Origin of the sequence: Serinicoccus chungangensis, assembly GCF_006337125.1 — a bacterium.
Classification (GTDB): Bacteria; Actinomycetota; Actinomycetes; order Actinomycetales; family Dermatophilaceae; genus Ornithinicoccus; species Ornithinicoccus chungangensis.
Window position 1 is genome coordinate 640,650 of sequence record NZ_CP040887.1, and the last position, 13,485, is coordinate 654,134.

9 protein-coding genes, 2 tRNA genes and 2 pseudogenes are annotated in these 13,485 nt (G+C 76.0%); 6 read left to right on the top strand and 7 right to left on the bottom strand.

Features of this window, described 5'->3' with window-relative positions:
- Positions 1–45: 45 nt before the first annotated feature.
- The 7 genes and pseudogenes from FHD63_RS16430 to FHD63_RS02955 all read right to left on the bottom strand — a co-directional run bounded on the left by FHD63_RS16430 (position 46) and on the right by FHD63_RS02955 (position 5,946).
- Positions 46–917, bottom strand: a pseudogene (locus FHD63_RS16430) (aldehyde dehydrogenase family protein).
- Positions 918–942: 25 nt separating this feature from the next.
- Positions 943–1,479: pseudogene (locus FHD63_RS16440) on the bottom strand (aldehyde dehydrogenase family protein); the annotation flags it as partial.
- Between the two features lie 43 nt (positions 1,480–1,522).
- Positions 1,523–2,536, bottom strand: a complete 1,014-nt coding sequence (gene selD / locus FHD63_RS02935; RefSeq protein WP_139720007.1) for a selenide, water dikinase SelD — start codon at positions 2,534–2,536, stop codon at positions 1,523–1,525.
- 33 nt (positions 2,537–2,569) lie between these two features.
- Entirely contained in the window at positions 2,570–4,270 is a 1,701-nt protein-coding gene (locus tag FHD63_RS02940) for a selenocysteine-specific translation elongation factor (protein WP_139720009.1), read from the bottom strand.
- The gene (gene selA, locus FHD63_RS02945) at positions 4,267–5,688 is read right to left on the bottom strand and encodes an L-seryl-tRNA(Sec) selenium transferase (protein ID WP_139720011.1); all 1,422 of its coding nucleotides are present in this window, start codon (positions 5,686–5,688) and stop codon (positions 4,267–4,269) included. Before selA ends, FHD63_RS02940 begins: the two co-directional genes overlap by 4 nt.
- Positions 5,689–5,735: 47 nt before the next feature.
- Positions 5,736–5,832 (bottom strand) — tRNA-Sec (locus tag FHD63_RS02950).
- A 42-nt stretch (positions 5,833–5,874) separates the two neighbouring features.
- Positions 5,875–5,946, bottom strand: a tRNA-Arg gene (locus FHD63_RS02955).
- 85 nt (positions 5,947–6,031) lie between these two features.
- Between FHD63_RS02955 and argS the strand changes: the two genes are divergently transcribed.
- The 6 genes from argS to prmC all read left to right on the top strand — a co-directional run bounded on the left by argS (position 6,032) and on the right by prmC (position 13,467).
- Positions 6,032–7,693, top strand: coding sequence for an arginine--tRNA ligase (gene argS / locus FHD63_RS02960; protein ID WP_139720013.1), 1,662 nt, complete (start codon positions 6,032–6,034; stop codon positions 7,691–7,693).
- A gap of 62 nt (positions 7,694–7,755) precedes the next feature.
- Positions 7,756–8,739 (top strand): homoserine dehydrogenase, encoded by a 984-nt coding sequence (locus FHD63_RS02965; RefSeq protein WP_158296694.1) that lies wholly within the window; start codon positions 7,756–7,758, stop codon positions 8,737–8,739.
- A 246-nt stretch (positions 8,740–8,985) separates the two neighbouring features.
- The gene (gene rho / locus FHD63_RS02970; protein WP_139720017.1) at positions 8,986–10,995 is read left to right on the top strand and encodes a transcription termination factor Rho; all 2,010 of its coding nucleotides are present in this window, start codon (positions 8,986–8,988) and stop codon (positions 10,993–10,995) included.
- Between the two features lie 110 nt (positions 10,996–11,105).
- Positions 11,106–11,321 carry a 50S ribosomal protein L31 gene (gene rpmE, locus FHD63_RS02975; RefSeq protein ID WP_139720018.1) on the top strand — a complete coding sequence of 72 codons (216 nt, stop codon included), beginning with the start codon at positions 11,106–11,108 and terminating at the stop codon, positions 11,319–11,321.
- 135 nt (positions 11,322–11,456) lie between these two features.
- The gene (prfA, locus tag FHD63_RS02980) at positions 11,457–12,536 is read left to right on the top strand and encodes a peptide chain release factor 1 (RefSeq protein ID WP_139720021.1); all 1,080 of its coding nucleotides are present in this window, start codon (positions 11,457–11,459) and stop codon (positions 12,534–12,536) included.
- 79 nt (positions 12,537–12,615) lie between these two features.
- Positions 12,616–13,467: a peptide chain release factor N(5)-glutamine methyltransferase gene (prmC, locus tag FHD63_RS02985; protein WP_139720022.1), complete on the top strand. Its 852-nt coding sequence runs from the start codon at positions 12,616–12,618 to the stop codon at positions 13,465–13,467.
- Positions 13,468–13,485 lie beyond the last annotated feature (18 nt).

The following is a 13,485-nucleotide window of genomic DNA, read 5'->3' on the forward strand; positions in this document are numbered from 1 at the left end:
GGAGGGATCCGTGGGGCCCGCCGGCTCATCCTGCGGGGGGAGGGATCAGGTCAGCCGGACGACCACGGTCTTGGTGTGGGTGAAGCCGGCCAGCGCCTCGATCCCCTTCTCCCGCCCGTAGCCCGACGCCTTGACGCCGCCGAAGGGCAGTTCCACGCCGCCGCCGGCACCGAAGGTGTTGACGAAGACCTGGCCGGCCTCGAGCGCCCCCGCCAGGCGGTGCGCCCGTGAGAGGTCGCGGGTCCACAGCGCGGCGATGAGCCCGTACGCCGTGCCGTTGGCGAGCGCGAGCGCCTGCGCCTCGTCCTCGAAGGGCAGGGTCACGAGCACCGGCCCGAAGACCTCCTCCTGCGCGATCGGGTCGCGCGGGTCGACCCCGTCGATGAGCGTGGGCAGCCAGAACGCCCCGCCGGCGAGGGCGCCGTCCGGGGGCGGGGCCGAGCCGCCCACGACGACGTCGCCGCTCGAGGCGCCCTCGACGTAGCCGCGCACCCGCTCCTGCTGGCGCAGGGACACGAGGGGGCCGAGGTCGGGGTCGTCCAGGCCGGCGCCCAGCGTGGTCGCCCGGAAGCGGTCCGCGACCGCGGCGACCAGCTCGGCGCGGACGTCGGTGTGGACGACGAGCGCGACCCCGCCGAGCAGGTCTGACCGGCGTTCTGGAGGATGCTGCGGGTGATGGCCTCGGCGGCGGTGTCGAGGTCGGCGTCCGGGAAGACGACGTGCGCCGACTTGCCGCCCAGCTCCAGCACCGCGGGGACCACGCGCTCCGCGGCGGCGTGCGCCACCTGCCGCCCGGTCTGCGTGGACCCCACGAAGCCGAGGTGGGCCACCTGCGGGTGGGCGGTGAGGGCCGCCCCCGCCTCGGCACCCAGGCCGGGCACGACGTTGACGACGCCCGCGGGCAGGCCGGCCTCCATCGCCAGCCCGGCCAGCCGCCACGGCCGTCCGCGGGGTCTCGTCGGCCGGCTTGAGCACGACGGCGTTGCCGGTCGCGGTGGCGGCGGCGATGGAGCGGGAGGCGAGCTGCAGCGGGTAGTTCCAGGCCACGATGCTGCCGACGACGCCGTAGGGCTCGCGCCGGGTGTAGACGTGGGTGTCCGGGCCGAGCGGGATGGTGTCGCCGTAGGCCGCCTCGAGGACGCGGCCGTAGTAGCGGAAGTAGCGGGCGGCGACGGTGGCGTCGGCGCGGGCCTGGGAGAGGGGCTTGCCGGTGTCCTGGGACTCGGTGCGGGCCAGCTGCTCGCGGTCCCGGTCGACGAGGGCGGCGAGGCGGGTCAGGGCGTCGGCCCGCTGCTCGGTGGGGGTCGCCGCCCACGCGGGCTGCGCCTGCGCGGCCGCCCGGACGGCCCGGTCCACCTCCTCCGCGCCGCTGCGCGCGACCCGGCCGAGGACCGACCCGTCGGCCGGGTCCACGTTGTCGTAGGTGTCACCGACCGTGAGGGAGGAGCCGGCGACGAGGGGGAGGGTGAGCTCGGTCATGCCCTCACCGTAGAGCGCCGCCGCGGGCACCGGCAGGACGGCCTCAGCGCAGGGTCAGGGTGGGTCGGGGCGAGGCGACGGTGCGGCCGACGACGGTGCCCACGCCGGGCGGGAGCTCCCCGACGAGGAGCAGCCCGCCGCTGGTCTGGGCGTCCGCGAGCAGGAGCAGGTCGTCCTCCTCGACGCCCGCCCCCACCTCCAGGTGGGGGCGCACCCAGTCGAGGTTGCGGCGGCTGCCGCCGGGCAGGTAGCCGGCGGCGAGGCTCTCGCGGGCGCCCTCGATCGTGGGGACGGCCGCGACGTCGAGCTCGGCGCCGACGCCGGAGGCGCGGCAGAGCTTCCACAGGTGGCCGAGCAGGCCGAAGCCGGTGACGTCGGTGCCCGCGCGGACCCCCGCGGCCACCGCCGCCTCGGAGGCGCCGCGGTTGAGCGCGGTCATCGTGGCGACCGCCTCGGGCACGACCTCGCCGGTGCGTCCGTGCCGGTTGTTGAGGATCCCGGTGCCGAGGGGCTTGGTGAGGGTGATGGGCAGGCCGGGACGCGCCGCGTCGTTGGTGATGAGCGCGTCGGCGCGGGCCGTGCCGGTGACGGCCAGGCCGTAGAGGGGCTCCGGAGCGGTGATGGAGTGGCCGCCGGCGAGCGGGCAGCCGGCCTCGGCCGCGAGTGCCGCCCCACCGCGCAGCACCTCCCGGGCCAGGTCGTCGTCGAGCCCGTCGGGCCAGCCGAGCAGGTTGATCGCGAGGACGGGGGTGCCCCCCATGGCGTAGATGTCGGACAGGGCGTTGGCCGCCGCGATCCGGCCCCAGTCGGCCGGGTCGTCGACGACCGGCGTGAAGAAGTCCGCGGTGGACAGCAGTGCCAGGCCCGACCCCTCGTCGAGGCGCACCGCGGCGGCGTCGTCCCCGTGCTCCAGCCCGACCAGCAGGGACCCGTCGGCCGGCGCCCCGAGACCGGAGACGAGGTGCTCGAGCCGCTCGGCCGGGATCTTGCAGGCGCACCCCCCACCGGCCGCCAGCGTGGTGAGCCGCGGTCGGGCAGTGCTGCTGCTCGCCGTCATCCCGTCACCCTAGCCAGCGGGCCCCTGACCAGGTCACCCCCGGCCGCCCGCCCGTCCCGTGACGCTGCGTCGCCCGTCGGGACCGCGGTGGGTGAGACCGCGGGAGTCGAGGTGCTCCAGCAGCGGGATGAGCACCCGGCGGCTGGTGCCGAGCGAGGCGCGTGCCTGGGCGGGGGTGAACGGCTGCGGCAGCCCGCGGAGCCGGTGGACCGCCTCCTCGACGGCGGCGGCACCCAGCAGCACGTCACCCGGCAGCCGCAGCACGCCGGCCGTGCGGGCCGCGGCGGCGACCTCGCGCGGGCCCAGCCGCAGCTGCTCGAGCTCGGGCCGGGAGGGGGAGTCCAGCGGGTCCGCCCGCAGCCGGCGCAGGACCTCGGCCAGCCCGTCCGGCTCCTGCGCCCCGCGGTCGCGCCCGAGGCGACCACCCTCGGTGGCCAGCCCGGCCTCCTCCGCGACGGCGTGCAGGGTGGTGAGGTCCGGCATACCGACGCGGCGGCGCAGCTCGCCCAGGGCGACGTCGGCGTCCACCCCCGGGGTGAGCGGGTCGCGCGCGGCCTGTCGGTCGACCAGACCGAGCAGCGCCTCGCGCCAGGCGCCCGCGGTGGCGGCGGAGACGGACCGTCCCCCCGCCACGACGGTACGGCCGGTCGCCGGCCCCAGCGCGGCCGCGCGGTGCCGCGCCGAGCCGGCGCCGCGCAGCGGCGGGGTGACGGCGTCGAGGACGAGGGCACCCACCAGGGCGCCCTCGCGTCCGGGCTCGCGCAGGATGAGGCGGTCGCCCGGGGCCAGCGGCAGGGGCGCCTCCCAGGAGACCCGCGCGTGGACCCCGGCCAGCGTCCGCACGCGGGCGGGGACCGCGGCCGTGCCGACGTGCAGGGTCACCTCGGCCGGCAGCCGGTCGTCGTCGAGGAGCACGTCGGCCCGGGTCGAGGGCCACCAGGGGTGGTCGGGGGACAGCAGGGCCTGGCCCCGGCCGACGTCGGCGACCTCCACCCCGCGCAGGTTGAGCGCCACCCGGACGGGACCCAGGGCCTCCGCGACGGCGCGGTCCATGCTGTGGACGCCACGCACCACCACCGCCCGGGTGCGTCCGTCGCGGACGGGCACGAGGGCCAGGGTGGCGCCGCCGCCCACCCGCCCGGCGGCCAGGGTGCCGGTGACGACGGTCCCCGCGCCGCGCACGCCGAAGCTGCGGTCGACCCACAGCCGCACGGGGGCGTCGGACGGGGGGCGGGGCATCCGGCGGGTCAGCGCGGCGAGCTCCGCGCGCAGCCGTGCCACGCCGTCCCCGGTGCGCGCCGACACCGTCACCGCCGGTATGCCCTCCAGGCTGGTCCCGCGCAGGCGCTCGCGGGTCGCCGCGAGCGCCGGAGCGGGGTCGGCGAGGTCGGTGCGGGTGACGGCGAGCACGCCGTGCCGCAGCCGCAGGGCGTGGACGGCCCGCAGGTGCTCCTCGGACTGCGCGCTCCAGCCTCCGTCGGCGGCCACGACGAGCAGCACCCCCGCCGCCGGCCCGATGCCGCTGAGCATGTTGCCGATGAACCGGCGGTGCCCGGGCACGTCGACGAAGGCCACCGGGCCGACCTCGGGGAGGGTCGTCCACGCATACCCCAGGTCGATGGTGAGGCCGCGCCGGCGCTCTGCCTCCCAGCGGTCGGGCTCCATGCCGGTGAGGGCGCGGACCAGGGCCGACTTGCCGTGGTCGACGTGACCGGCGGTGGCGACGACGCTCATCGCGCCGGCGGCCCACCCGCCGGAGGCCCGCCCGCGGTGACGTCGCCGACCCCTCCGGCGGCGGCGAGGACCGCACCGGCCAGCGCGGCGTCCTGCGCGGGCGGCACGCACCGCGGGTCCACCAGGCAGCGCCCCTCGTGCACCCGCGCCAGCACGGCGGGGTCGCCGAGGCGCAACGGTCCGGCCAGGCCCTCCGGCAGCGCCAGCGCCCAGCCGGGCAGCGGCACACCGGGGGCGCCGCCACCCCCGACACGGCCGTCGTGCGGCACGGCCTCGGCGGTCAGCCCGTGCCGGGCCAGCGTCCACCGCAGGGCCTCGACCCGCTCGCGCAGCTCCTCCGCACCGGCCCGCCGGGCCGCCGTGACCGGGGCAGGGCGCGGGTCCCGCAGCGTCGCGCCCAGGGCGGCGAGGGTGAGCTTGTCGACCCGCAGGGCCCGCGCCACCGGGTGCCGGCGCAGCCGCCCGACGAGGTCCGCGTCGCCGAGCACCAGCCCGGCCTGCGGCCCGCCGAGCAGCTTGTCGGCGCTGGCGACCACCAGCCCGGCCCCGTCGCGCAGGGCTGACCGGGCGTCGGGCTCGTCCGGCAGCGCCGGGTCCGGCTCGAGCAGCCCGCTGCCGGTGTCGACGACCAGGGGCAGGCCCGCGGCGCGGGCGACCTGCGCCAGGTCGGCCACCGGCACGGCGGAGGTGAAGCCGGTGACGCGGTAGTTGCCGGGGTGCACCTTGAGCAGGGCGGCCACGCCGGGTCCGGCGGGGGAGCCGGCGAGCGCGCGCTCGTAGTCGGCCCGGTGCGTCCGGTTCGTCGTGCCCACCTCGAGCAGTCGCGCCCCGCTGGACCCGACGAGGTCGGGCAGCCGGAAGCCGTCACCGATCTCGACGAGCTCGCCGCGGCTCACCAGCACCTCGCGGCCGGCCGCCAGCGCGGTCATCGCGAGCAGCAGGGCGGCCGCGCCGTTGTTGACGACGAGCACGTCGCCCGCCTCGGGCACCGCCCGCAGCAGGGCGTCGACCACGTCCCCGCCCCGACGCCCCCGGCGCCCGGTCGCGAGGTCGAGCTCGACGTCGGCATACCCCGCGGCGTCGACGAGCGCCTGGGTGGCCGCCGCCCCGAGCGGGGCCCGGCCGAGGTTGGTGTGCACGACCACGCCGGTGGCGTTGAGGACCGGCCGGGTGCCGGCGGGCGCCGTGAGCCCGCCCAGGCGGGCGGCGACCTCCTCCACGACGTCGTCGGGGGGGAGCGCGCCCTCGCGCGCCTGCCGCAGCACCGCCTGCGCGACCCCCAGCGCCCGCTGCCGGCCGACGAGGGCGACGTGGTCCACCACCGCGGGGTGGCGCAGGACGCCGTCGACGGGGGGTATGCCGCGGCGCGGGTCGGGCGCGGCAGGTGCGGGAGGGGGTGGGGGTGGGTCACCGGACATGGTGGTCCTCCCCGGTCTCTCGGAGGTGGTGGCCCGGCTGCGGGCCGTGGCGGAGGCGGACAGGAATCGAACCTGCCAACGACGACGGGTCGCCGTTCCACGGGTTTGAAACCCGGGGGGCCCACCAGGAACCCTGACACCTCCCTCGCAGGAGTGTTGCCTGCGCCTCCTCCCGAAGGAGGGGAGCGCCCCCGGCAGGATTCGAACCTGCGCACCCGCCTCCGGAGGGCGGTGCTCTATCCCCTGAGCTACGGGGGCAACAGCCGACAACTCTAGCAGCGTCGCAGGGGTGGCTGAAATCCCCGTGCGGGGGCCGCTGCGCGGCGGCCCTAGACTGCAGCGGGTGACCCCCGAACAGCTCGCTGCAGCGATCCATGCCGTGCTCACCGAGGCCGCCCGCGCCGGTGACCTGCCCCTGGCCGAGGGCGACCTCCCGGCCGCCGAGGCGCTGCGTGTCGAGCGACCGCGGAGCCGGGAGCACGGTGACTGGGCGAGCAACGTGGCGCTGCAGCTGGCGGGGCGCGCGGGGATGCCGCCGCGCCGGGTCGCCGAGGTGGTGGCCGCCGGGCTGGGGGGCGTCGACGGGGTGGCCGGGGTCGAGGTCGCCGGACCGGGCTTCCTCAACATCACCCTGGACGCCGCCAGCGCGGGCGCTCTGGCCCGGGACATCGTGGAGGCCGGTGCCGCCTACGGCCGCAACGAGACCATGGCCGGCCGCACCATCAACCTGGAGTTCGTGTCCGCCAACCCGACCGGACCGCTGCACATCGGGCACACCCGGTGGGCCGCCCTGGGCGACGCGCTGCACCGCCTGCTCGCGGCCAGCGGCGCGGACGTCACCGCCGAGCACTACACCAACGACGCGGGCGCGCAGACCCAGCGGCTGGCGTCCTCGGTCCTGGCCCGCGCCCGCGGCGAGGAGGTCCCGGAGGGTGGCTACGCCGGCGACTACGTCGACGCGCTGGCCGAGCAGGTCCGGCTGGCCCGCCCGGACCTGCTGTCGCTGCCCGAGCCGGAGGCGCTCGAGGTCTGCCGGGAGACCGGGATGGCGCTGCAGGTCGCGGCCAACGAGCAGACCCTGACGGCCTTCCACGTGACCTTCGACGTGTGGTTCAGCGAGAAGAGCCTGCACGACGCCGGCGCGGTCGAGCAGGCCGTGGACCGGCTGCGCGAGCAGGGCCACGTCTTCGACGCCGACGGGGCGGTGTGGCTGCGCACGACCGACTTCGGGGACGACAAGGACCGGGTCCTCATCCGGGCCAACGGCGAGCCCACCTACTTCGCCGCGGACTGCGCCTACTACCTGTCCAAGAAGGACCGCGGGTTCACCGAGAAGGTCTACATGCTCGGGGCCGACCACCACGGCTACGTGGGGCGGCTCAAGGCGATCGCCGCCTGCGCCGGGGACGACCCGGACACCAACATCGAGGTCCTCATCGGCCAGCTCATCAACATCAGCGGGGAGCGGATGGGGCGCCGCCGCGGCAACGCGGTCTACCTCTCCGACCTGCTGGAGTGGATCGGGGCCGACCCCATCCGCTACAGCCTGGGCCGCTTCCCGGCCGACACCCCGCTGGACCTGGACGGCGAGGAGCTGCGCCGGCGGTCCAACGACAACCCGGTCTTCTACGTGCAGTACGCCCACGCCCGCACCTGCAACGTCGCCCGGCTCGCCGGTGAGGACGGGGTGCGCCGCGAGGACGGCTTCGACCCCGGCCTGCTGGGCCACCCCACCGAGTCGGTCCTGCTCGCGGCCCTCGGCGACTTCCCCCGGGTCGTCGCCCAGTCCGCCCAGCTGCGCGAGCCGCACCGGGTGGCCCGCTACCTGGAGGACCTGTCGAGCCACTTCCACAAGTGGTACGACGAGTGCCGGGTCCGGCCGACGAGCGCCGAGGAGGAGATCACCGACCTGCACCGCTCCCGCCTCTGGCTGAACGACGCCACCCGCCAGGTGCTGGCCAACGGCCTCAGCCTGCTCGGCGTCAGCGCTCCCGAGCGCATGTGACCGAGGGCGCCGGGCCCGCCCCCGGCGCCGGACCGCCCCGCCCCCGACTCCTGGAGCCACCCGTGCCCTCCCCCGCCTCCTCCTCCGTCCTGCGCGTCGCCCTGCTGGGCGGCGGCACCGTCGGCGCCGCCGTCGCCCGTCAGCTGCTGCAGCACGCCGACCGGTATGCCGCGACGCTGGGTCGACGCCCCGAGCTCACCGGGGTCGCGGTGCGCGACGCCACCCGGGTGCGTGACGGCATACCGGCGCCGCTGCTGACCACCGACGCCACCGCGCTCGCCGAGGACCCGGACGCCGAGGTGGTCGTCGAGGTCATGGGCGGGACCGAGCCCGCCGGGTCGCTCGTCGAGGCCGCCCTGCGCCGGGGTGCGCAGGTGGTCACGGCCAACAAGCAGCTGGTGGCGCGCCGGGGTGAGGAGCTGCACGCGCTCGCCCGCGAGCACGGGGGCGGGCTGCACTACGAGGCGGCGGTCATGGCCGCGGTGCCCGTCCTCGCCGTCGTGCGCGAGGCGCTGGCCGGCGACGAGATCACGACGATCCGGGGGATCGTCAACGGCTCCACCAACTACGTGCTCGACCTCGTGGCCCGCGAGGGGGTCCCCTTCGCCGACGCCGTCCGCCAGGCCGGCGAGCTGGGCTACCTCGAGGCGGACCCCACCGAGGACCTCGAGGGCCTGGACGCCGCCGCCAAGGTGGCGATCCTGGCCCGGACGGCCTGGGGGGTGGCGGTGCCCCTCGACGAGGTCGAGACCACGGGCATCTCGGGCCTCACCGACGCCGACTTCGCGCAGGCCGCCGGGCGGGGCGAGGTGCTCAAGCTCGTGGCCGACGCGCGGCGGGACCCCGACGGCCGGGTCCGCACCCGGGTCGCCCCCACCGCACTCACGGCCGACGACCCGCTCGCGCAGGCCCGCGGCGGCACCAACGTCGTGGAGATCGACGCCGTGCTGGCCGGGTCCGTGCGGCTCACCGGAGCGGGTGCCGGCGGCGACCAGACGGCCTCGGCCGTGCTGGGGGACCTGGTGCGGGCGGCCCGGGCCCGGTGAGGCCGTGGCCGGTAGGGGCCCGGCCCACCACCGTGTTATCGTGAGGACGCCTCGTGACACGGCCGGACACATCGGTGCTCGGCTCCGAGGCACTCCACGCACGGGCCGTCGGCTTCGCGACGTGTCCTGATACTGAGGCCGCTGCACCGGTCGTCCCCGTGCCGAGTCCGACAGCGGTGCCACCTTCCGTGCACCGCGACACCCTAGGCCCCGAACCGGTTGCGACCGAGGGGGAAGGAATCCCACGTGACTGAGATCACCGACGCCAGCGCGACCCGCACGGGCGCGCTGAGCACCCTTCGTCTGGCCGAGCTCCAGGAGCTCGCGTCGGGCATGGGCATCACCGTGAACAACAAGATGCGCAAGGCCGACCTGGTCTCCGCCATCCGGGAGCGTCGCGGGGGCGCTGCCAGCACCAACGGCTCCGCCGGCCGCCAGGACGCCATCGAGGCCGCCCTGGACCGGGCGCAGGCCGAGCGCGAGGACACCACCGGCGCCGCCGGGGCCTCGCGCACGCGGCGCAGCCGCCGCGGAGGCTCGGGCGCCGGCGCACCCCGCAGCGAGCAGGAGCGGCAGGCCGACCAGCAGGAGCGCACCGAGGGGCAGGACCGCTCCGGGGGCGACCCGGCCGCCGGGGGCTCCGCGCCGACCGGCGAGGAGCACCGTGACGGCGGCCAGCGCACCCAGGACGACCGCCAGGGTCAGCAGGGCCGCGACCAGCGCCAGGACGACCGCCAGGGTCAGCAGGGCCGGCAGGACGACCGCCGCGAGGGCGGCCAGCGCACCCAGGACGACCGGCAGGGTCAGCAGGGCCGCGACCAGCGCCAGGACGACCGCCAGGGTCAGCAGGGCCGGCAGGACGACCGCCGCGACGGCGGCCAGCGCACCCAGGACGACCGGCAGGGCCAGCAGGGCCGCGACGGCGAGGGCGACTGGTCCGACGACGAGGGTGGTCGCCGCGGACGCCGCCGCAGCCGCAACCGCAACCGCGACCGCAAGCGGGGCCGTGGCACCCAGCCGACCACCGGGGGTCAGCCGCAGCAGCAGGACACCGAGAGCTACTCCGAGGAGGACGTGCTCGTCCCCGTCGGTGGCGTCGTCGACCTGCTCGACAACTACGCCTTCATCCGGACCACCGGCTACCTGCCCGGCCCCACCGACGTCTACGTCCCCATGGGCCTGGTCAAGAAGCACGGCCTGCGCAAGGGTGACGCGGTCACCGGGGCCATCAAGGCCCCGCAGGACGGCAGCGACGTCGGCCAGCACACCGTCTCCTCCACGGGCAACAAGCGCGACAAGGGCAAGTTCAGCGCCCTCGTGCGGCTGGACAGCATCAACGGCCAGGAGCCTGACCAGGGCCGGCGCCGGCCCGACTTCTCCAGCCTCACCCCGCTCTACCCGCAGCAGCGGCTGCGGCTGGAGACCGAGCAGAAGAACCTCACCACCCGGGTCATCGACCTGGTGACGCCGATCGGCAAGGGGCAGCGCGGGCTCATCGTCAGCCCGCCCAAGGCGGGCAAGACGATGGTCATGCAGTCCATCGCCAACGCCATCACCACCAACAACCCCGAGGTCCACCTGATGATCGTCCTGGTGGACGAGCGTCCGGAGGAGGTCACCGACTTCCAGCGCAACGTCAAGGGCGAGGTCATCTCCTCGACCTTCGACCGCCCGGCGAGCGACCACACGATGGTGGCCGAGCTGGCGATCGAGCGGGCCAAGCGCCTCGTCGAGCTGGGCCAGGACGTCGTGGTGCTGCTCGACGGCATCACCCGCCTGGGCCGCGCCTACAACCTGGCGGCCCCGGCCTCGGGCCGGATCCTGTCCGGTGGTGTCGACTCCGCCGCGCTCTACCCGCCGAAGAAGTTCTTCGGTGCCGCGCGCAACATCGAGGAGGGCGGCTCGCTGACCATCCTCGCGACGGCGCTGGTGGAGACCGGGTCCAAGATGGACGAGGTGATCTTCGAGGAGTTCAAGGGCACCGGCAACATGGAGCTCAAGCTCTCCCGCCACCTGGCGGACCGCCGGACCTTCCCGGCCGTGGACGTCAACGCCTCGAGCACGCGGCGCGAGGAGATCCTCATGTCCTCCGAGGAGCTCAAGATCATGTGGAAGCTGCGCCGGGTGCTGTCCGCCCTCGACCAGCAGCAGGGAATCGAGCTGCTCCTCGACCGGTTGAAGAAGACGAAGCACAACTACGAGTTCCTCACCCAGGTCCAGCAGACCAGCTCGGTCCGGCTGGACGACGACGACTGAGCGGTGCACCGCACCCGCCCCGGTCGCGTAGACTGATCCGCTGGCCCACCGGTTCACGCCCGTGCTCCCGCACGGGCGACCCGGGGACACCACGCCACCCAAGGAGAGACATGCAGAAGGACATCCACCCGGACTACGTCGAGACCCAGGTCACCTGCACCTGCGGTGCGTCGTTCACCACCCGCAGCACCGCCACGTCGGGCCGCATCAGCGCCGACGTCTGCTCGCAGTGCCACCCCTTCTACACCGGCAAGCAGAAGATCCTGGACACCGGTGGGCGCGTCGCCCGCTTCCAGGAGCGCTACGGCAAGAAGGCCGCCAACTAGCACCCACGTTCGCCGGTCCCGCGACAGCTCGCGGGGCCGGCGTTCGTCGTCCCGGCCCGGGTCATCTCGCCGTCGCCCACGCCCGTGCCGGGCCGCGCGGCGCCCCATCCCGGCTCGTGACCCCAGGAGGACACGGTGTTCGACTCCGCCCGGCCGCTGCTCGAGGAGCACGCCGACATCGAGCGCCGGCTCGCCGACCCGTCGGTGCACGGCGACCCGGCGGCCCTGCGCCGCCTCAACACCCGGTATGCCGCGCTCACGGCGACCGTGACGGCCTACCGGTCCTGGGAGGCCGCGAGGGGGGACCTGGAGGCCGCGCGCGAGCTCGCCGCGGAGGACGAGGGCTTCGCCCAGGAGCTCCCCGCCCTCGAGGCCGCCGAGCAGGACGCCGCCGAGCGGCTGCGCCGTCAGCTGGTGCCACGCGACCCCGACGACGACCGGGACGTCATCCTCGAGGTCAAGGCCGGTGAGGGGGGAGAGGAGTCGGCCCTCTTCGCCGGTGACCTCCTGCGGATGTACCTCCGCTACGCCGAGCGCCGCGGGTGGCGCACCGAGCTCCTGGACGCCACCCCGTCCGACCTCGGGGGCTACAAGGAGGCCCGGGTCTCGGTGACCGCCCCCGGGACGCCCGCGCCGGGAGAGGCGCCGTGGGCGCGGCTGAAGTACGAGGGCGGCGTCCACCGCGTGCAGCGGGTCCCCGTGACCGAGAGCCAGGGGCGGGTGCACACCTCCGCCGCCGGGGTGCTGGTCATGCCGGACCTCGAGGACCCCGCCGAGGTCGAGCTGGACCCGAACGACCTCAAGGTCGACGTCTTCCGCTCCTCGGGGCCGGGGGGTCAGTCGGTCAACACCACCGACTCGGCCGTACGCATCACGCACCTGCCGACCGGCCTGGTGGTCTCCTGCCAGAACGAGAAGAGCCAGCTCCAGAACAAGGAGTCCGCGCTGCGCGTGCTGCGCGCCCGCCTGCACCAGATCGCGGTCGAGGAGGCGGAGCAGGCGGCGAGCGCGGTCCGGCGCAGCCAGATCCGCACGGTGGACCGCAGCGAGCGGATCCGCACCTACAACTTCGGTGAGAACCGCATCGCCGACCACCGCACCGGTTTCAAGGCCTACAACCTGGACCAGGTCCTGGACGGCGACCTCGACCCGGTCGTGCGGTCCGCGGTCGAGGCCGACGAGGCCGCCCGGCTGGCGGCGGCGGGGGAGCAGTGACGCCGGTCCCGGGTGCCCTGGTGGCTCCGGCTCGCCAGGACGGCACGGACCCACCACGCCGTCGGCGTGGGGCGGTGTCGTGAGCGTCGACGAGCTCGTCCGCGCCGCCACCGGCCGGCTCCGGCAGGCGGGGGTCGCCAGCCCGGAGGTGGACGCCGAGCTGCTGCTGGCCCACGCGATGGGGCTGGACGCTCCGCAGCTGCGCCGGGCCCGGGTGATGCGTGAGCAGGTGCCCCCGGAGGCCCACGGCGCGTTCCTCGACCTCGTGGTGCGCCGCGCCGACCGGGTGCCGCTGCAGCACCTCACGGGGACCGCCTGGTTCGCCGGCCTCGAGCTGCTGGTGGGGCCCGGGGTGTTCGTGCCCCGCCCGGAGACCGAGACGCTCGTCCGCCTGGCGCTGGCGGCGCTGGAGCCGCGGCCCAGCCCCTCCGTCGTGGACCTGTGCACCGGCAGCGGGGCGATCGCGCTGGCGCTGGCCCACCGGCGTCCGGACGCCCACGTGGGCGCGGTCGAGCTGTCGCCGGACGCGCACCGCTACGCGCAGGCCAACCTCGCGCGCACCGGCCTCCCGGTCGACCTGCGGCTGGGTCCCGCGCAGGACTCCTTCGACGACCGGCGTGGTCGGGTGGACGTCGTGGTGAGCAACCCTCCCTACATCCCGCCCGACGCGGTGCCGGTGGACGTCGAGGTCCGCGACCACGACCCGGAGCTGGCGCTCTACGGCGGGGGAGCGGACGGGCTCCTGCTGCCGGGCCTGCTCGCCGCGCGGGCGATGGTCCTGCTGCGCCCGGGCGGGGTGCTGCTCATGGAGCACGCCGACGTCCAGTCCTCGGCGGTCGTCGCGCTGCTCACCGGTGCCGGGTGGTCGGACGTGACCGACCACGACGACCTCACCGGGCGCCCGCGGGTCGTCACCGCGACCCGTCGCTGAGACCCACGACCCACCGGC